Genomic DNA, 16,043 nt, shown 5'->3' on the forward strand with positions numbered 1-16,043 from the left:
GCGCCGCATGGGCACCGTTTAGGCAAGGTTCAGGCTGCGCGCATCAGTCGGCGGCGTGACCCTGCTCAGGCAGGCGTTCGCCGTCCAGCCAGGCGGCGCCATCGCGCATTGCCAGGCGGCCGTCGATGAACCAGCTCACCACCAGCGGATAGATCGTGTGTTCCTGGGTTTGCACCCGTTCAACCACGTCATCCTCTTCGTCGTCAGCGAAAATCGGCACCTTGGCCTGCAAAATCACCGGGCCGCCGTCGAGCTGTTCGGTCACGAAGTGCACCGAGGTGCCGTGTTCGCTGTCGCCGTTGTCGATGGCCTGACGGTGAGTATGCAGCCCCGGGTATTTCGGCAGCAGGGAAGGGTGGATGTTCAGCAGGCGGCCGGCATAACGCTGTACGAACTGCGGGCTGAGTATGCGCATGTAGCCGGCCAGCACCACCAGATCGGGCTGGTACTGGTCGATAGCGTCCGCCAACGCGGCGTCGAACGCCGCGCGATCGGCGTAAGCCTTGGCATCCAGCGCCTGAGCGGCGATGCCCGCGGCCTCGGCGCGTTGCAGGCCGTAAGCCTGCGCCTTGTTGCTGAACACCGCCACGATCTCGGCGGCGATGCGGCCCTGCTGGCAGGCGTCAATCAGCGCCTGGAGATTGCTCCCCTGGCCGGAGACCAACACCACGATCTTTTTCATCAGTTGATGACCACTTGTTGTTCGTCGGAAGAGGCGGTCAGTTTACCGATTTTCCACGCTTTTTCACCTGCCGCGGTCAGCAGCGCGATGGCCGCTTCCACTTCGGCTTCCGGCAGGGCGATGACCATGCCTACGCCGCAGTTGAAGGTGCGGTACATTTCATGACGGCTGACGTTGCCAGCCTGCTGCAGCCAGGTGAACACCGCCGGCCACTGCCAGCTGGCTTCGTCGATCACCGCCTGCATGCCTTCCGGCAGCACGCGTGGAATGTTTTCCCAGAAGCCGCCGCCGGTGAGGTGAGCGATGGCGTGTACGTCCGCCTTCTCGATCAGCTCCAGCACGGACTTCACGTAAATCTTGGTCGGCGCCAGCAGGTGGTCGGCCAGCGGTTTGCCTTCCAGCTGGGTGGCGGTCGGATCGGTGTCGCTCACTTCCAGGATTTTACGCACCAGCGAGTAGCCGTTGGAGTGCGGGCCGGAAGCGCCCAGGGCGATCAGCGCGTCGCCGGACTGCACTTTGCTGCCGTCGATGATCTCGGATTTTTCGACCACGCCGACGCAGAAACCGGCCACGTCGTAGTCTTCGCCGTGGTACATACCCGGCATTTCAGCGGTTTCGCCGCCCACCAGCGCACAGCCGGACTGTTTGCAGCCCTCGGCGATGCCGGTGATCACGCTGGCCGCGGTGTCCACATCCAGCTTGCCGGTGGCGTAGTAGTCGAGGAAGAACAGCGGCTCGGCGCCCTGAACCACCAGATCGTTGACGCACATCGCCACCAGATCGATGCCGATGGTGTCGTGGCGTTTCAGATCCATCGCCAGACGCAGCTTGGTGCCCACGCCGTCGGTACCGGAAACCAGCACCGGCTCGCGGTATTTCTGCGGCAACGCACACAGGGCGCCAAACCCGCCCAGACCGCCCATCACTTCCGGGCGACGGGTCTGTTTAACTACACCTTTGATGCGGTCTACCAATGCGTTGCCTGCATCGATATCGACACCTGCGTCTTTATAGCTGAGAGAGGTTTTGTCGGTCACTGCGCGATTCCCCACGACGGTTTGCGGTTTGAAAACTGTGCTTCCGATGTTGATTCCGGAATAAGGCGCGGCAATTCTAACAGCGCAGGCAAACGTTTGCGAGCGGCTTGTGAACCGGCTCCGCTTTTTCGTCATCTATACTGATATTCAAACTTTTGTTGATCCCGATCGGGCTATTGTGGGTGGCGCGGCGAAAAAAAGGAGGTATAATCCCGCGATTTTTTTGGCCGCAACCACCTTAATAGGAGAAAAATGATGAAGATCGTTGAGGTGAAACACCCGCTGGTAAAACACAAGCTTGGCCTGATGCGCGAAAATGACATCAGCACCAAACGCTTCCGTGAGCTGGCCTCAGAAGTGGGTAGTTTACTGACCTATGAAGCGACCGCCGATCTGGAGACGGAAAAAGTCACCATCGAAGGCTGGTGCGGGCCAGTTGAAGTGGATCAGATCAAAGGGAAAAAGATTACCGTAGTGCCTATCCTGCGCGCTGGCCTGGGCATGATGGAAGGGGTGCTGGAGCACGTGCCGAGCGCACGCATCAGCGTGGTGGGCGTTTACCGTGATGAAGAAACCCTGGAGCCGGTGCCGTACTTCCAGAAGCTGGTTTCCAACATCGAAGAGCGCATGGCGTTGGTCGTTGACCCGATGCTGGCCACCGGCGGTTCGATGATCGCCACTATCGATCTGCTGAAGAAAGCCGGCTGCCACAGCATCAAGGTGCTGGTCCTGGTGGCGGCGCCGGAAGGCATCGCCGCGCTGGAGAAAGCGCACCCGGACGTTGAGCTGTACACCGCCTCCATCGATCAGTGCCTGAACGACAAGGGCTACATCGTGCCTGGCCTGGGTGATGCGGGCGACAAGATATTTGGTACTAAGTAAACATTTGAGCCGACTTAACGAGTCGGCTTTTTTTTGACTAAAACCTATAAAACCAATAAACCGAGGAAAAGCACACATGACCCGTCGCGCCATCGGCGTCAGCGAGCGCCCGCCGCTGCTCCAGACCATTCCGCTCAGCTTCCAGCACCTGTTCGCCATGTTCGGCGCCACCGTGCTGGTGCCTATTCTGTTCAAGATCAACCCGGCGACCGTGCTGCTGTTCAACGGCATCGGCACGCTGCTGTATCTGTTCATCTGTAAAGGCAAGATCCCGGCCTATCTCGGTTCCAGCTTCGCGTTTATCTCGCCGGTGCTGCTGCTGTTGCCGCTCGGTTATGAAGTGGCGTTGGGCGGTTTCATCATGTGCGGCGTGCTGTTCTGCCTGGTGGCGCTGATCGTGAAAAAGGCCGGCACCGGCTGGCTGGACGTGATGTTCCCGCCGGCGGCGATGGGGGCGATCGTCGCCGTCATCGGGCTGGAGCTGGCGGGCGTGGCGGCCAACATGGCGGGGCTACTGCCGGCGGAAGGTACCAGCGCCGACTCGACCACCATCACCATTTCGCTGGTGACGCTGGCGGTCACGGTGCTCGGCTCGGTGCTGTTCCGCGGCTTTCTGGCAATTATCCCGATCCTGATCGGCGTGCTGGTGGGCTATGCGCTGTCGTTCTTCATGGGCGTGGTGGATTTGACCCCGATCCGCGAGGCGCACTGGTTCGCGCTGCCGACCTTCTACACCCCGCGTTTTGAGTGGTTCGCCATCTTCACCATTCTGCCGGCGGCGCTGGTGGTGATCGCCGAGCACGTCGGCCACCTGGTGGTGACCGCCAACATCGTGAAAAAAGACCTGATCCGCGATCCGGGGCTGCACCGTTCAATGTTCGCCAACGGCATCTCGACGGTGTTCTCCGGCTTCTTCGGCTCTACGCCGAACACCACCTACGGCGAGAACATCGGCGTGATGGCCATCACCAAGGTCTACAGCACCTGGGTGATCGGTGGCGCGGCGGTGCTGGCTATCCTGCTGTCCTGCATCGGCAAGCTGGCGGCGGCGATCCAGGCGGTGCCGGTGCCGGTGATGGGCGGCGTTTCGCTGCTGCTGTACGGCGTGATCGGCGCCTCGGGCATTCGCGTGCTGATCGAGTCCAAAGTGGATTACAACAAGGCGCAAAACCTGATTCTGACCTCGGTGATCCTGATCATCGGCGTGAGCGGCGCCAAGGTGCATATCGGCGCGGCGGAGCTGAAAGGCATGGCGCTGGCGACCATCGTCGGCATTGGCCTGAGCCTGCTGTTCAAGGTCATCAGCCTGTTCCGCAAGGAAGAAGAGGTGCTCGACGCGCCGGACGAACCGGCGGGGCAGAAGTAACGAAAAGGGCAGCCCAGGGGCTGCCCTTTTTATTCGTGTTTCTGCATTATATCCGTTGGGATAAAGTAGCTGATAGCATTAACAACATCGGTTAAAAGGAAAGAGGGTATGGAGTACTACGGATATATTTTGCTCAAATTTGTGATTGGCTTTGTCATTGTTATCACCCACCTGAACCTGTCGGGAAAGACCCAGCTATCGCAGATGACCCCAGTGGATTTTATCGGTAACTTTGTGCTCGGGGGCATTATTGGGGGCGTTATCTATAGCGACAGCATCCCTTTGTACCAGTATGTCGTTGTATTACTTATCGGTGTAGGGCTAATTTCTCTGTTGAATGCAATCAGTAAACATTGCAACTTCTTTCGTTCGGTCACTATAGGCAACCCGATACCAATTATAAAAAACGGCCGCTTTTTGATGGAAAATATTTTAGCCAAGAAAAATAAAATCGACATCTTGAACGTTTCCTCACAGCTGCATGCGCAGGGGATTCACGCCTTTCAGGAGATTGTCTATGCGCAAATTGAGCCGGGCGGTCAGATAACTGCGGTATGCGAGGGAAATGAACTGCCTTCAGTTATCATTATGAAAAATGGCAGGGCCAGGCCTTATGAGCTGCAGGAGATTAGTAAAGATGAGGAGTGGTTGAACCAAACTATCCGTGAACATGGCATAGAGCCGAAAGATATTTTTATTGCTGAGTTTTGGGACGGTAGGACAGCATTCATTCTTAATGACGGACGTATAGTTAAATAGTGAAAAAGGGGAGCCTCAGCTCCCCAATGTCATATTAGCTGCGAATTTTGCGGTACACGAACAGCACCACGATGGCGCCGATAACCGCTACCACGAAGCTGCCGAAGTTGAAGCCGTCAACCTTGCCGTAGCCGAAGAAGGTGCTGATATAGCCGCCGACTACGGCGCCGATGATCCCCAGCACAACGGTCAGGATAAAGCCGCCGCCGTCTTTGCCGGGCATGATCCACTTAGCCAAAATACCGGCGATCAGGCCGAAGATAATCCAGGAAATAATCCCCATTTACTGCTCCTTTCTTTTGTGGCTGAGAATAGCTTACTGCTGGGTGGCCGGCTGCGTATTGCCGTTCACCGCCGCATCGGTCTCTTGTTTCAACTCTTGCGCTTTGTTTTCGGCGCTGTTCTTGATGGCTTCGGTCTTCGCCTTGGCCTGCTCGGTCAGATCGTTAGCGCCGTTGATGGCGTCGTTTTTGATTGCCTTGGCCTGATCCACCAGCTGCTGGCTTTGTTTGCCGGCGTCATCCTTGATCGCGGCGGCCTTGGCCTTGGCGTCGTTGGTGATGGCGTCGGCCTGCTTGGCGGCTTCATCTTTAATCGCCGAGGCTTTGTCCTTCAGCTGGTCAGCCTGCGTGGCGGCCTCTTTTTTGATTTCATCCGCCGTCGCTTTCGCTTTGTCCGTCAGATCGTCCGCTTTTTTCTGGGCGGCGTCTTTCATTTGCTCGGCGCTGTCTTTGGCGTTATCCAGGTTGGCGTCAACCTTGGAAGAGTCATCACAGCCGGCAACCAACAACCCGATAAAGGAGGCTAACAGCACTTTATTCCATACTTTCATCGTCTATATCCTTGCAGAAACCTTGTTGATGGTGATTGCGTTTTGCCTACCTATACTAGGTCAGGTTTTACTTAAATTACAAATTTAACCTGCGTAGGCATGGGGTTAGGGTTTGATATCAGACTATTCTTGCCGGTGAGGAGGCCGCAATCGATTAAACGGCGCTAAGGCATTGCTCACTATTGCGGCATAAGATCCTGCCGGTTCAACAGCGCCCGTTTTCTGTGTTAAACTGCCCGCGTTTTTCTGCCAGTTTTGGTTGAGGTGCTTCTCTGAATACGCCGGCACAGCTTTCACTGCCACTTTATCTTCCCGATGATGAAACTTTCGCCAGTTTTTATCCGGGCGAGAACCCATCCCTATTAGCCGCGATCCAATCCGCCGTCCGTCAGGAACATGGCAGCTATATCTATTTTTGGTCGCGTGAAGGCGGCGGGCGCAGCCATCTGCTGCATGCGGCCTGCGCCGAGCTTTCGCAGCAGGGGGAAGCGGTGGGCTATGTGCCGCTCGACAAACGCGCTTACTTCGTGCCTGAAGTGTTGGACGGCATGGAGCAGCTGGCGCTGGTTTGCATCGACAATATCGAATGCATCGCCGGCGACGAAGAGTGGGAGATGGCGATCTTCAACCTCTACAACCGCATCCTGGAGACCGGCCGCACCCGCTTGTTCATCACCGGGGATCGTCCGCCGCGCCAGCTGAACCTGCGCTTACCGGATCTGGCTTCGCGCCTGGACTGGGGGCAGATCTACAAGCTGCAGCCGCTGTCGGACGAAGAGAAACTGCTGGCGCTGCAGCTGCGCGGCAAACTGCGCGGCTTCGAGCTGCCGGAAGACGTGGGCCGCTTCCTGTTGAAACGGCTGGATCGCGAGATGCGCACGCTGTTTATGACCCTCGATCAGCTCGATCGCGCCTCGATCACCGCCCAGCGCAAGCTGACCATCCCGTTCGTTAAAGAGATTCTGGGGCTGTAGCGAGCCATCAAGTCTGTTTTTCCGCGTGTTCCAGCAGGGAGCAGTAGTGCTCAACCTGCTGGCGTTGCCGATCGCTTCGCAGTTGCAAAGCGAGATTGATATGTTCCAGACACTGCGCATTGTCTGCAAGACGTGGGTCGATTTTCCCCTGCTGTGCCAACCAGGCCGCCACGTCAGCCCAGCGCCATAACGGTGAGGTGCCGCCGAGCCGCTGAATAGGGGAAGGGAAGCCGCCGGGGCCGCGAGTCCCGTCTTTTAGCATGGCGATCGCCTGACGCGACAGTTCAGTGAGCTCGGCAATATCGCTTAATCCCACCAGGCTGGAGTCTACCGATATCACCTTGGCGCCAATATTTGCAGACTCGATATCGCTGATGGCGCTGCAAATTGCGTGGGCAAAGTTTTCGCTTTCTCGATCAAACTCGAGGTAGACGGCTTTACCGTAGAAACAGATCAGTGCGTCATCGCATCCCGCCGCATACAGCGCATCCTCCAATCCGGTGGTATCGGCGGTGACCCCGCCCAGCGTCAATGCGAAATGATAGAGCGTCATGGTGATTCTCCGGTTATTTTTTCTGCGACAGCGCCAGGCAGTGATCGACTTTGCGCCGGATCTGTTTGGCATGCAGCTCGGGATTTTTCGGCGTGCTCCAGATGCTCATCATATGTTCTTGATGACCGACAAAGGCGCAATGAAGTCGGCCAAAAGCATGCCCCTTGCTGGGACGAAAATGCCAGCCCTGAGAAAGGGCGTAATCTAACGCCGCCTGGATGTGCTTGTCTGGGTGTTTTTTCATCGCTCGTCCAGTGATGCGATCAGAGTAGATGGGGTGTTGATGGTTGTCAACGCTTGTCTTGCCGTAAGGCTCGGCATTTGTGCAGCATAGCAACAGGAGAAGCGGGGGATGATGAAAAGTATTTATATAACAAACAATTAAAAATAGCCCTGTTCAGGGCTATTGGTATTTTGCGGTTCAATAAGAGACTTGCCGGACGATTACAAAATCTCCAGCACCTGCTCCGGCGGCCGGCCGATACGCGCCTTGCTGCCTTTCACCACGATCGGGCGTTCGATCAGTTTCGGGTTCGCCGTCATCGCTGCCAGCAGCTGTTCTTCGCTCAGGCTGTCGTCCGCCAGCTTCAATTCCTTGTACAGATCTTCTTTTTTGCGCATCAGATCGCGCGCGGATGTGAAGCCTAATTCTTTCAACAGCTTTTTCAGCTCATCGGCCGACGGGGGCGTTTCAAGGTACAGCACCACCTTGGGAGCGACACCGTGCTGCTCCAGCAGAGCCAGGGTTTCACGGCTCTTGGAGCAGCGCGGGTTGTGGTAAATCGTGACGTTTTTCATGGCGTTCATTCCTTGTTGAATCAGCTGCGCTGGTATTGGCGGAAGCGCTGTTGCAGTTGGCGCAGTTGGTCGATGCGCGCATCGTAGCGCGCCTGTTTCAGGCTGCCGAGTTTCTGCAGCGAGCTGGCATTGCTGAGCAGGCCGATGGCCTGATCGAGCCGGCCGGTCAGCGCCAGGCTTTCGGCGCGGGCCGACAGCTCTTCATCGCGCAGCCCCTGGGCGGCGCTGGCCTGCGCCAGCAGATCCCAGCCGTTCGGATCGTCCGGATGGGCAAAGGTGTAGCGGTTCAGGATCTTCGAGGCCTGCGCCGGCTGGTTGCCTTCGACATAGGCGTTGGCCAGATTGAGCTGCAGCACCGAGTTGTTGTTCTGGGCCGCGTTGGCCGCCTGCAGGCGGGCGATGGCCTGCGGCGCGCGTTTCTGGCCGAGATCGATGTCGGTCATCAGGTCAATCAGCCAGACGTTTTTCGCATCCTGCGCCAGCATTGGTTGAATGATGTTGCGTGCGTCGTCGTATTTTTTCGCTTCATAGAACAGGATGGCGCGACCGTATTTGGCGGCCGCCTGTTCGCGCACGTTGCCCTTGCTGAGTGAGCCGAGCAGCTCTTCGTTCAGGCCATAGCCTTCCGAACTGTACATGCCCAGTGCGCGCACCTTGGCCATCAGGTAGTCCTGCGAAGACTGCACGATGTGTTTCGGCATCTGGTTGGCGCGGTTGCGCGCATCGGAAAGGCGGCTGTCCGGCAACGGGTGCGTCAGCAGCATTTCCGGCGGCTTGGAGGCGTAGCGCGACTGATCCGAGAGTTTTTGCAGGAAGTCGGGCATCGCTTCGGGATCGAAACCGGCGCGCTGCAGCACCTGAATGCCGATACGGTCGGCTTCCTGTTCGTTCGACTGGGTAAAGCTGATCATGCCCTGCTGGGTGCCGGCCAGGGTGCCGCTCAGCGCCGCCATGCCCATGGTCGGGTTGGCCATCGCCAGCAGGATGGAGCCGAGTGCGCCCACCCAGGTCAGCGGAGCGTTGCGCTGCTGATCTTCCATTGCGCGCGCCAGGTGGCGCTGGGTGACGTGCGAGATTTCGTGCGCCAGCACCGAAGCCAGTTGGCTTTCGTTGTCGCTGACGCGAAACAGCGCGGAATGCAGCACCACGTTGCCGCCGAAGAAGGCGAAGGCGTTGATCTCGTCGTTGCGCACCAGATAGAAATGGAACGGCGTGCGCACTGAATAGGCGCTGGCCACCAGCCGGTTGCCCAGTTGGTTGATGTACTGGCTCAGCAGCGGATCGTTGATCAGCGGGGCGCTGGCGCGCAGTTGGCGCACGTAGAAATCACCCATCGCCAGCTCTTGTCCGATGCTCAGGGTGCCGCCGGCGGAGGTGCCCATATCCGGCAACTGGTCCTGGCTTTCCGCCTGTGCTGGAGCCAGGGCGGTGGCGTTCAGCGTGCCGAGCAGCAGCACCGCTAACGCGGTTTTGGTCAACCGGTTGGTCATAGTCAGGCGTTTCCCTTAAATAATCATTTCTAAGACGTCAGCAGCAGACAAGAGTTCTTTATTCCCACGGCGCAATCCGCGCGAAAGTGCGGCGGCTCACAAACCGCGGCGGCGGCACCCATCACATCATAGTCAGCCGCAGGCGACAAGGAAACGTTAGCCGGGCGCGAATCGGGCAAAAAAGTTTTATTTTTCATTTTGAAGGGCGCTTTCTGCGTCGCCGGCGGCGTGCATTGTCAATAAAACGCGGACAAAGTTGATCCGTGTTTTATTGACAAGATAAACGCAGACTCATATAGTCTGCGTTATTGAAAGTTCATTGACGGTCGAAAACAGACATATGGCGTACATCACAACCAGCGTTGAATATGGCATCCACTGCCTGCTGTGGCTGGTCGGCGATAACCAGCGCGCGCTCAGCAGCCGCGAACTCGCCGAGCTGCAAGGCATCTCCCCCAGCTTTCTGGCCAAGATTTTCCCCAAGCTGGAAAAGGCGGGGATCGTCGTCGCCAGCGAAGGGGTGCGCGGCGGCTACCGGCTGGCGCGCCCGGCGGATGAGATCAGTTTTCTGGCGATCATCGACGCCATCGAAGGGCACAAGCCGCTGTTCGATTGCCAGGAGGTGCGCGGGCGCTGCGCAGTGTTCGACGATTCCCCGCCGGATTGGGCGGTCTCCGGCAAATGCGCCATCCACGCGGTGATGCTGCAGGCGGAGAAGGCGATGCGCGATGCGCTGGCGGCGCAGACCCTCGGCGCCGTCGCGGCCCGCTTTGGCCGCAAGGCGCCGCAGGGCTTCTTTGGTGAGGTCAACCTCTGGCTCGATGAGCGCATGACGGAACGCACCGCGCGCAGCGGCAAAACGGCGCGGGCCAAAACCTAACCACCGCCTTTCCTTAAAGCCAAACACACTTTTTCCCGCCTCTTCGGAAGGGGCGGGCGGGCCTTCTGCACCCTGCTACGGGAGCGGAACGGCATCGTTCATCCGAAAAAACTGCGGGCGGCCTTATCGCCCGGTTAACCCTGTATGAAGGAGTCATCCCATGACGCAGAAAATAGTGATTGCCGGTTCCGGTTTTGCCGGTTTTTGGGCCGCCGTGTCCGCCATGCGCGCCATTACCCTCGCCGGTAAGCATGACGATATCGAGGTGCTCATGGTTTCGCCGACGCCAACGGTCACCATCCGGCCACGCCTGTATGAAGCGGTGCTGGAAAACATGAATCCGGATATTTCCGCGCAGCTCGCCGCCGTCGGCGTGCGCCACCTGGCCGGGGCGGTAGCGCGCATCGATGCCGCCGCCAAGACGCTCACGGTGGCGCAGGCGACGGGGGGATCCCTTGAGCTGGCCTACGACCGCCTGGTGTGGGCCACCGGCAGTCGGCTCTCCGTGCCTGCGGTGCCGGGCTTTGCCGAATACGGTTTCAACGTCGATACGCTGGAAAGCGCGCAGCGTTTGGATGCCCATATCAAAGCGCTGGCGGCCAAACCCTCGACGCCGGCGCGCAACACCGCCGTGGTGGTGGGCGCGGGGCTGACCGGGCTGGAGAGCGCGGCGGAGATGCCGCAGCGGCTGCGGGATGCGCTGGGCAAAGACGAGAACGTGCGTGTGGTGATCGTCGATAGCGCCCCGGAAGTGGGCGCCGGAATGGGCGCGGAGCCGGGGGCGGTGATTCGCCAGGCGCTGGCGGAGTGCGGCGTGGAAGCACGAGCCGGCCTGCGCGTCTCGGCTATCGACGCTGAGGGGGTGATGCTGTCTAACGGTGAGCGTATCGCCGCCAACACGGTGATCCTGGCAGCGGGCGTGCGGGCGCATCCGCTGACCGAGCAGATCCCCGGCGAGCGCGACGGCAGCGGTCGGGTGATCGGCGACGCCTTCCTGCGCGCACCGGCGGCGGCGGGCATTTTCGTGACCGGCGATACGGTGAAGGCGGCGACCGACGATCTCGGCAATCACAACCTGATGACCTGCCAGCATGCGATGAGCCTTGGCCGCGTGGCCGGCCACAATGCGGCGGCGGAGCTGGCGGGGTTGCCGACTCACCCGTACAGCCAGCCGAAGTATGTGACCTGCCTGGACCTGGGGCCCTGGGGCGCGCTGTATACCGAAGGCTGGGAGCGCCAGGTGCGCTTTACCCGTCAGGAAGGCAAAAAGATTAAGCAGGAGATCAACACGCAGTGGATTTATCCACCGGCGGCGGATCGCGAGGCGCTGTTTGCCGTCGCCAATCCGGATTTTGTGATTGTGCCTTAAGGAAGTCAAAACGGGAGCGGCAACGCTCCCGTCGTCATTTTCCCAGCGGCAGGAACGAACGCTCCGGCACCACGGTTTTCATCACCAGCGTGGAGCTCAGGCGCTGCACGCCTGGCAGAGCGGAGAGTTTCTCGTCGTAAAGCTGTTGAAAGGCGGGCAGATCGCGGGCGATCACGTGCAGCAGATAGTCCGGATCGCCAAACAGCCGCTGCGCCTGCACCACCTGTGGAATGTCCATCATGGCGTTTTCGAAGGTTTCAACGGCGCGGCGATCGCCTTCGCGCATGGTGACGAACACCAGGGCGGAAAAGTTATAGCCCAGGCTGCCGGGATCGAGCTGGGCGCGGTAACCCCTGATCACCCCGGACTCCTCTAACGCCCGCACCCGGCGGTGGCAGGGAGAGACGCTCAACCCGATCCGCTCGGCCAGCTCGGTCACCGACAAACGCCCGTCGGCCTGCAGTTCAGCAAGAATCTTGCGATCAATCTTATCCATTTGGAAAAATTTCCCCGCTTATGCCGGTTTCAGGCAAGTAATTGAAAGCACATTTTAACGCCTTGAGGATATTCTTGCCATCTGTTGAACGGTTTTGACGGCCGCCGCGGCAGGCGGAGGCCGTTCTTCTTCCAAGAGGAAAGCGCAATGGTTCTTTGTTCGGAATGGCGCGGCGCGTTTGAGAGGGCGCCGGCATGACGCTCGCTCTGTTCGCCGCTTTTTGGGCGGTGTCGATTTTGTTGGTGATCACGCCGGGTATGGATTGGGCCTATGTGATCTCGGCGGGCATTCGCGGGCGGGTCGTGGTGCCCGCCGTCGCCGGTTTGCTGTTCGGCCACCTGCTGATGATTGCGATCGTGGTGGCGGGCGTCGGTGCGCTGCTGGTCGGCAACCCGTTGGCGCTGACGGCGCTCACCTTGCTGGGAGCGGCTTATCTGTTGTGGATCGGTTTCAACATGCTGCTGCACCCGCCGGTGCCCGGCGCCGGTGAAGATCAGCGTTCCGATTCCTGGCTGCGCTGGGCCGGCAAGGGCGTGTGCGTCAGCGGGCTGAACCCCAAGGTGTTTCTGCTGTTTCTGGCGCTGCTGCCGCAGTTTACCGACGCCCGGGCCGAATGGTCGGTGCCGATGCAGATGCTGGCGTTGGGCGTGGTGCATTTGATCAGCTGCGGCCTGGTGTACCTACTGGTGGGATTCGGTTCGCAGTCGGTGCTGCGCACGCGCCCGCAGGCTGCGAAGGTGGTGGGGCGCATCTCCGGCGCGGCGATGATCGTCATCGCCCTCGGGCTGCTGGCCGAGCAGGCGCTGAAATAGCGCCTTGAAAGGCCCGCTGGTGCGGGCCTGGCGGTATCAGGCTTTGACGGCGAGCAGCACCGATGAGGCTTTAATCAGGGCGATGGCGCGCGAACCGTTCTTCAGCGCCATCTCCTGCAGGCTTTCATTGGTGATCACCGACGTCAGCACAAAACCGGCATCCGCTTTGAGGTGCACTGTGCTGTTGACCGCGCCGTGCTCAACCGCAATCACTTCCCCGGCAAACTGGTTGCGGGCGGAAAAACGCAAACCGCAATCCTCCGTCGCCAGGATCACCCACGGCGCTTTAATCAGCGCGACGGCCTCTTTACCGATGGTTAACCCCAGCGACTGTTGGCTTTGTACCGTGACGATGGCCACCAGTTTTTCACCGCCCTGCAGGGTGATCTCCACTTCGTCATTGACGGCGCCTTTGGCGACGGCAGACACGGTACCGGCTAACTGGTTACGGGCTGAAACGGGCATAGATTCTCCTTGAAAGGGGCAAACGGTAAAATTTGTCGCCAGCATGGGCCCTAACCGCCGCGATTGCCAATGTCGCGGGGGAAGAGTGTGAACTGGGGCGGCCTTGCTGAAAAGTTAACGTCGGTAGATGTCCGGTCGGGCGATCTGCCAGACAAAATCGGGGCAGTTGATGGCACTATACCCCACTTTTTCATAGAGCCAGGGGGCGGTGCTGGTGACCAGCATGATTCGCCGCAGCGTCGCCATCAGCGGATGGGCCTGGCAGCATTCCGCCAGCCACAGGCCCAGCCCGCCTTTTTGATGCGTCTCCAGCACGTAAACGTCGCACAGATAGCCGAAGGTGGCGTAATCGGTGACCAGCCGGGCGAAACCGATTTGTCTGGTGCCGTGATACAAGCCGAAGCACAGGCTGTGGGAGAGGGACTGGCGAACGGTCTCTTTATCAATGCCCTCCGCCCATGACGAACGGGTCAGAAATGCATGAATGGCGTCAATATCCAGCAGGCTGGGCTCGGTGCTGACGAGATAGTCAGCACGCCGCCACTCCCGTGGGGCAGGGATTGTCATGAGGGTTCTTCTCCTGTGCAAGCGTTAAGGTCTGGGCCGCCGTTCAGGCGTGCAGTTCGGCGACCGTCATGGTGAAAATCAGCGTGTCTTCGCCCTCGTTGGCGTAACGGTGAGGGCCGTCCGTTCTGGCGACCGCCGAACAGCCTGGCGTAATCCTGAGCTCTGTTTGTTCGACGGCAAGGCTCAAGACGCCTTGTTCAACGTGCAGCAGCTCGAAGGTGCCCGCTGGATGGCCGCTCGATGCATAGGCTTCCCCCGGCGCCATTTCCCAGTGCCACAGTTCTATCATGTTTGGGCCGCGGGTGCCTGCCAGCAAGCGGGCCGAACCGCCGCGATCGCCGTGCCACAGCGTGGGAATGTCTTGGCTTTCAATCAGGTAGGCTGCGGGGGCGCGGGTCACGTTGACGATGTCCGCCACCGACAGGCCCAGCGCTGCCGCGAGCTTGCACAGGATGGCGATGCTGGGATTGGCGCTGCCTTTCTCGATCTCCACCAGCATGCCCTTGCTGACGCCCGCCCGGCGCGACAGTTCGTCCAGCGACAGCTTTTGGCTTTTTCGCTGCTGTTTGATGCGGTGCGACACCGCTTCGCTGACGGTTTGCACGTCGGCGCCGAACTCGGTCGGTCTGTTGACTTTTTCGCTCATCGGTCAATATCATGGAATAAAATGGTCAATATAGGATTATTCAATGATTTTAGTCGATCCGTCAATCGATCCGGCCGTCGCTGCGCTGGCGCCCGGATTCCGGGCGTTAAGCATTACCGTGGCTGCGGCTCCCATAACCAACCCGGACGTGGGGGCGTTGGCGTTGGCGCAGGCCTGTCGCGCCCTCGGCGAGGAGGACGCGCCCTGGGCTGAGGCGCATCTCTCGGCCTGGCGCGATGTCTTCATGCGGTTTGGCGCCAAACCCAAGCGTACGCCCTGTTCCGCCGATGCCTTGCGCAAGCGCGCGCTGCGCGACGGCACGATGCCCAGCATCGATCCGGTGGTCGATCTTTACAACGCCGTCAGCATTCGTTATGCGGTGCCGGTGGGGGGCGAGAATATCGCGGCTTATGTCGGCGAGCCGCGGCTGATCGTCGCGGAAGGCAGCGAGCTGTTCGATACCGTCAAGGAGGGCGCGGTGATCCATGAATCGCCGGAGGCGGGGGAGGTGGTCTGGCGCGACGATCGCGGCGTGACCTGCCGCCGCTGGAACTGGCGTCAGGGCGTCAGAACCCGGCTGAGCGCCGAGGCCGAACGGATGTGGTTCATCCTGGAGAGCCTGCCGGCAATGCCGTTGGTGGCGCTGCATGCGGCGGGCGACGAATTGACTGCCGGTTTACGACAAATGATGCCCGGCGTTGCGATAGAGCAACGGCTCATCGGCTGCGCCTCGTAACCGGCCTCAGCACTGGCGGCGGACCAAACCGGTGATCAGATCCAGCGCGTCGTCCGCCGCCGCGACTTCGCTCTCGCTGAGCGCCTGCCGTTCGATAAAGCTCTCGATGGCTTCCAGCAGGGAGAAAACGCTGATTTCGTCTCCTATCTTCACGACTTCGCAGACGCCGCGCCCAATGGCCAGGCAGATGGCTTCATCAAATTCAAACGGCTTGTTGTTCATCTCTCCCCCTACGGCGTTTGGGATTATGCCGGTTATGCTACCGGTTTTTGGCCGGCGACGGTCTGACGAAAATCCCATTTCTTTTCGTTGATGCTTACGGGCGTACGATCGCGTGTATTGGGGAAATTCTGATTTCCTTACGGCAGTCAGATTTCCCTTGTGACCGCCGTGGCGGCGCGGTATTGTCGCCAAATGACGACAATACCGCCTCATTGTCCGCATAAAAAATTTATGACGTTATCATCCCTTCATCCCGCTGCCGTGCGGGATTTTTTTATGAGGTTTATCTCAAAGTGCGGATAACCTCGACGCGATCGCTTGCCATGTTCTGGGAATAATCCTAGCTTGAAATAGTCATTTAGGGTTAGCAATCCCTCATGACCTCCTTGTAATACTTGATGCACCAGAACGTCTTCTCCCCCGCTTAGGCGGGGGTTTTTAATGATGTGCATCGGCAAAGGCCGTCAACGTAGAACC

21 protein-coding genes are annotated in these 16,043 nt (G+C 59.4%); 8 read left to right on the forward strand and 13 right to left on the reverse strand.

Translation table 11 applies throughout. From position 1 onward, the window contains the following. Positions 1 to 43: 43 nt before the first annotated feature. Positions 44 to 682 (reverse strand): phosphoribosylglycinamide formyltransferase, encoded by a 639-nt coding sequence (gene purN / locus ACJ8HT_RS20875; RefSeq protein ID WP_197653264.1) that lies wholly within the window; start codon positions 680 to 682, stop codon positions 44 to 46. Continuing rightward, positions 682 to 1,719, reverse strand: a complete 1,038-nt coding sequence (purM, locus tag ACJ8HT_RS20880) for a phosphoribosylformylglycinamidine cyclo-ligase (protein WP_194571199.1) — start codon at positions 1,717 to 1,719, stop codon at positions 682 to 684. Before purM ends, purN begins: the two co-directional genes overlap by 1 nt. Before the next feature lie 255 nt (positions 1,720 to 1,974). On the opposite strand from purM, the gene upp reads away from it, so the two are divergent. From upp to ACJ8HT_RS20895, 3 genes are all read left to right on the forward strand, one after another. Next, the gene (gene upp, locus ACJ8HT_RS20885; RefSeq protein ID WP_004941642.1) at positions 1,975 to 2,601 is read left to right on the forward strand and encodes a uracil phosphoribosyltransferase; all 627 of its coding nucleotides are present in this window, start codon (positions 1,975 to 1,977) and stop codon (positions 2,599 to 2,601) included. A 76-nt stretch (positions 2,602 to 2,677) separates the two neighbouring features. Beyond that, positions 2,678 to 3,967, forward strand: coding sequence for a uracil permease (gene uraA, locus ACJ8HT_RS20890; RefSeq protein WP_187322664.1), 1,290 nt, complete (start codon positions 2,678 to 2,680; stop codon positions 3,965 to 3,967). Positions 3,968 to 4,075: 108 nt separating this feature from the next. Further along, positions 4,076 to 4,726, forward strand: coding sequence for a DUF421 domain-containing protein (locus ACJ8HT_RS20895; protein WP_019452427.1), 651 nt, complete (start codon positions 4,076 to 4,078; stop codon positions 4,724 to 4,726). Between the two features lie 34 nt (positions 4,727 to 4,760). On the opposite strand, the gene ACJ8HT_RS20900 is transcribed toward ACJ8HT_RS20895, so the two are convergent. Then, the gene (locus ACJ8HT_RS20900; RefSeq protein ID WP_016926728.1) at positions 4,761 to 5,009 is read right to left on the reverse strand and encodes a GlsB/YeaQ/YmgE family stress response membrane protein; all 249 of its coding nucleotides are present in this window, start codon (positions 5,007 to 5,009) and stop codon (positions 4,761 to 4,763) included. Between the two features lie 33 nt (positions 5,010 to 5,042). Further along, on the reverse strand, positions 5,043 to 5,558 hold the full coding sequence (locus ACJ8HT_RS20905) for an E3 ubiquitin--protein ligase (RefSeq protein ID WP_197653263.1): 516 nt from the start codon (positions 5,556 to 5,558) through the stop codon (positions 5,043 to 5,045). 272 nt (positions 5,559 to 5,830) lie between these two features. Here ACJ8HT_RS20905 and hda point away from each other — a divergent pair, with 272 nt between their 5' ends. Further along, the gene (gene hda, locus ACJ8HT_RS20910; protein WP_048325292.1) at positions 5,831 to 6,532 is read left to right on the forward strand and encodes a DnaA inactivator Hda; all 702 of its coding nucleotides are present in this window, start codon (positions 5,831 to 5,833) and stop codon (positions 6,530 to 6,532) included. Between the two features lie 7 nt (positions 6,533 to 6,539). On the opposite strand, the gene ACJ8HT_RS20915 is transcribed toward hda, so the two are convergent. From ACJ8HT_RS20915 to ACJ8HT_RS20930, 4 genes are all read right to left on the reverse strand, one after another. Then, positions 6,540 to 7,085 carry a helix-turn-helix transcriptional regulator gene (locus tag ACJ8HT_RS20915; RefSeq protein ID WP_141967336.1) on the reverse strand — a complete coding sequence of 182 codons (546 nt, stop codon included), beginning with the start codon at positions 7,083 to 7,085 and terminating at the stop codon, positions 6,540 to 6,542. Between the two features lie 13 nt (positions 7,086 to 7,098). Continuing rightward, positions 7,099 to 7,329, reverse strand: coding sequence for a hypothetical protein (locus ACJ8HT_RS20920; RefSeq protein ID WP_074181238.1), 231 nt, complete (start codon positions 7,327 to 7,329; stop codon positions 7,099 to 7,101). A gap of 200 nt (positions 7,330 to 7,529) precedes the next feature. Continuing rightward, on the reverse strand, positions 7,530 to 7,883 hold the full coding sequence (gene arsC / locus ACJ8HT_RS20925) for an arsenate reductase (glutaredoxin) (RefSeq protein WP_194571323.1): 354 nt from the start codon (positions 7,881 to 7,883) through the stop codon (positions 7,530 to 7,532). 20 nt (positions 7,884 to 7,903) lie between these two features. Beyond that, the gene (locus tag ACJ8HT_RS20930) at positions 7,904 to 9,373 is read right to left on the reverse strand and encodes a beta-barrel assembly-enhancing protease (protein WP_197653262.1); all 1,470 of its coding nucleotides are present in this window, start codon (positions 9,371 to 9,373) and stop codon (positions 7,904 to 7,906) included. Between the two features lie 340 nt (positions 9,374 to 9,713). On the opposite strand from ACJ8HT_RS20930, the gene ACJ8HT_RS20935 reads away from it, so the two are divergent. Together ACJ8HT_RS20935 and ACJ8HT_RS20940 are read left to right on the forward strand one after the other, a co-directional pair. After that, a complete protein-coding gene (locus tag ACJ8HT_RS20935) occupies positions 9,714 to 10,253 on the forward strand; it encodes an RrF2 family transcriptional regulator (RefSeq protein ID WP_038873797.1) in 540 nt (179 codons plus the stop codon). A 160-nt stretch (positions 10,254 to 10,413) separates the two neighbouring features. Next, positions 10,414 to 11,622 carry an NAD(P)/FAD-dependent oxidoreductase gene (locus tag ACJ8HT_RS20940; protein WP_197653261.1) on the forward strand — a complete coding sequence of 403 codons (1,209 nt, stop codon included), beginning with the start codon at positions 10,414 to 10,416 and terminating at the stop codon, positions 11,620 to 11,622. Positions 11,623 to 11,656: 34 nt separating this feature from the next. Here the strand turns inward: ACJ8HT_RS20940 and ACJ8HT_RS20945 are convergent, their stop codons facing one another. Then, positions 11,657 to 12,118, reverse strand: coding sequence for an Lrp/AsnC family transcriptional regulator (locus ACJ8HT_RS20945; protein ID WP_033635506.1), 462 nt, complete (start codon positions 12,116 to 12,118; stop codon positions 11,657 to 11,659). A 194-nt stretch (positions 12,119 to 12,312) separates the two neighbouring features. Here ACJ8HT_RS20945 and ACJ8HT_RS20950 point away from each other — a divergent pair, with 194 nt between their 5' ends. Continuing rightward, positions 12,313 to 12,930 carry a LysE family translocator gene (locus tag ACJ8HT_RS20950; protein WP_004941674.1) on the forward strand — a complete coding sequence of 206 codons (618 nt, stop codon included), beginning with the start codon at positions 12,313 to 12,315 and terminating at the stop codon, positions 12,928 to 12,930. Positions 12,931 to 12,966: 36 nt separating this feature from the next. Here the strand turns inward: ACJ8HT_RS20950 and ACJ8HT_RS20955 are convergent, their stop codons facing one another. The 3 genes from ACJ8HT_RS20955 to ACJ8HT_RS20965 all read right to left on the reverse strand — a co-directional run bounded on the left by ACJ8HT_RS20955 (position 12,967) and on the right by ACJ8HT_RS20965 (position 14,608). Next, a complete protein-coding gene (locus ACJ8HT_RS20955) occupies positions 12,967 to 13,395 on the reverse strand; it encodes a TOBE domain-containing protein (protein WP_038873689.1) in 429 nt (142 codons plus the stop codon). 114 nt (positions 13,396 to 13,509) lie between these two features. After that, on the reverse strand, positions 13,510 to 13,962 hold the full coding sequence (locus ACJ8HT_RS20960; RefSeq protein ID WP_197653260.1) for a GNAT family N-acetyltransferase: 453 nt from the start codon (positions 13,960 to 13,962) through the stop codon (positions 13,510 to 13,512). A 43-nt stretch (positions 13,963 to 14,005) separates the two neighbouring features. Further along, positions 14,006 to 14,608: an XRE family transcriptional regulator gene (locus tag ACJ8HT_RS20965; RefSeq protein WP_197653259.1), complete on the reverse strand. Its 603-nt coding sequence runs from the start codon at positions 14,606 to 14,608 to the stop codon at positions 14,006 to 14,008. A gap of 43 nt (positions 14,609 to 14,651) precedes the next feature. Between ACJ8HT_RS20965 and ACJ8HT_RS20970 the strand changes: the two genes are divergently transcribed. Then, positions 14,652 to 15,344 carry a B3/B4 domain-containing protein gene (locus ACJ8HT_RS20970; protein ID WP_194571741.1) on the forward strand — a complete coding sequence of 231 codons (693 nt, stop codon included), beginning with the start codon at positions 14,652 to 14,654 and terminating at the stop codon, positions 15,342 to 15,344. A 6-nt stretch (positions 15,345 to 15,350) separates the two neighbouring features. Here ACJ8HT_RS20970 and ACJ8HT_RS20975 read toward each other — a convergent pair whose 3' ends face one another. Further along, positions 15,351 to 15,566, reverse strand: coding sequence for a hypothetical protein (locus tag ACJ8HT_RS20975; protein WP_049200497.1), 216 nt, complete (start codon positions 15,564 to 15,566; stop codon positions 15,351 to 15,353). Positions 15,567 to 16,043 lie beyond the last annotated feature (477 nt).

This window comes from Serratia sp. CY44782 (genome assembly GCF_052168715.1).
In the GTDB taxonomy this organism is placed as follows: domain Bacteria; phylum Pseudomonadota; class Gammaproteobacteria; order Enterobacterales; family Enterobacteriaceae; genus Serratia; species Serratia nevei.

Bases quoted from the DNA above. Each gene is read 5' to 3' on its own strand.
- purN (WP_197653264.1), bottom strand. From the start codon at position 682: ATGAAAAAGATCGTGGTGTTGGTCTCCGGCCAGGGGAGCAATCTCCAG.
- upp (WP_004941642.1), top strand. From the start codon at position 1,975: ATGAAGATCGTTGAGGTGAAACACCCGCTGGTAAAACACAAGCTTGGC.
- uraA (WP_187322664.1), top strand. From the start codon at position 2,678: ATGACCCGTCGCGCCATCGGCGTCAGCGAGCGCCCGCCGCTGCTCCAG.
- ACJ8HT_RS20895 (WP_019452427.1), top strand. From the start codon at position 4,076: ATGGAGTACTACGGATATATTTTGCTCAAATTTGTGATTGGCTTTGTC.
- ACJ8HT_RS20900 (WP_016926728.1), bottom strand. From the start codon at position 5,009: ATGGGGATTATTTCCTGGATTATCTTCGGCCTGATCGCCGGTATTTTG.
- ACJ8HT_RS20905 (WP_197653263.1), bottom strand. From the start codon at position 5,558: ATGAAAGTATGGAATAAAGTGCTGTTAGCCTCCTTTATCGGGTTGTTG.
- ACJ8HT_RS20915 (WP_141967336.1), bottom strand. From the start codon at position 7,085: ATGACGCTCTATCATTTCGCATTGACGCTGGGCGGGGTCACCGCCGAT.
- ACJ8HT_RS20920 (WP_074181238.1), bottom strand. From the start codon at position 7,329: ATGAAAAAACACCCAGACAAGCACATCCAGGCGGCGTTAGATTACGCC.
- arsC (WP_194571323.1), bottom strand. From the start codon at position 7,883: ATGAAAAACGTCACGATTTACCACAACCCGCGCTGCTCCAAGAGCCGT.
- ACJ8HT_RS20930 (WP_197653262.1), bottom strand. From the start codon at position 9,373: ATGACCAACCGGTTGACCAAAACCGCGTTAGCGGTGCTGCTGCTCGGC.
- ACJ8HT_RS20935 (WP_038873797.1), top strand. From the start codon at position 9,714: ATGGCGTACATCACAACCAGCGTTGAATATGGCATCCACTGCCTGCTG.
- ACJ8HT_RS20940 (WP_197653261.1), top strand. From the start codon at position 10,414: ATGACGCAGAAAATAGTGATTGCCGGTTCCGGTTTTGCCGGTTTTTGG.
- ACJ8HT_RS20945 (WP_033635506.1), bottom strand. From the start codon at position 12,118: ATGGATAAGATTGATCGCAAGATTCTTGCTGAACTGCAGGCCGACGGG.
- ACJ8HT_RS20950 (WP_004941674.1), top strand. From the start codon at position 12,313: ATGACGCTCGCTCTGTTCGCCGCTTTTTGGGCGGTGTCGATTTTGTTG.
- ACJ8HT_RS20955 (WP_038873689.1), bottom strand. From the start codon at position 13,395: ATGCCCGTTTCAGCCCGTAACCAGTTAGCCGGTACCGTGTCTGCCGTC.
- ACJ8HT_RS20960 (WP_197653260.1), bottom strand. From the start codon at position 13,962: ATGACAATCCCTGCCCCACGGGAGTGGCGGCGTGCTGACTATCTCGTC.
- ACJ8HT_RS20965 (WP_197653259.1), bottom strand. From the start codon at position 14,608: ATGAGCGAAAAAGTCAACAGACCGACCGAGTTCGGCGCCGACGTGCAA.
- ACJ8HT_RS20970 (WP_194571741.1), top strand. From the start codon at position 14,652: ATGATTTTAGTCGATCCGTCAATCGATCCGGCCGTCGCTGCGCTGGCG.
- ACJ8HT_RS20975 (WP_049200497.1), bottom strand. From the start codon at position 15,566: ATGAACAACAAGCCGTTTGAATTTGATGAAGCCATCTGCCTGGCCATT.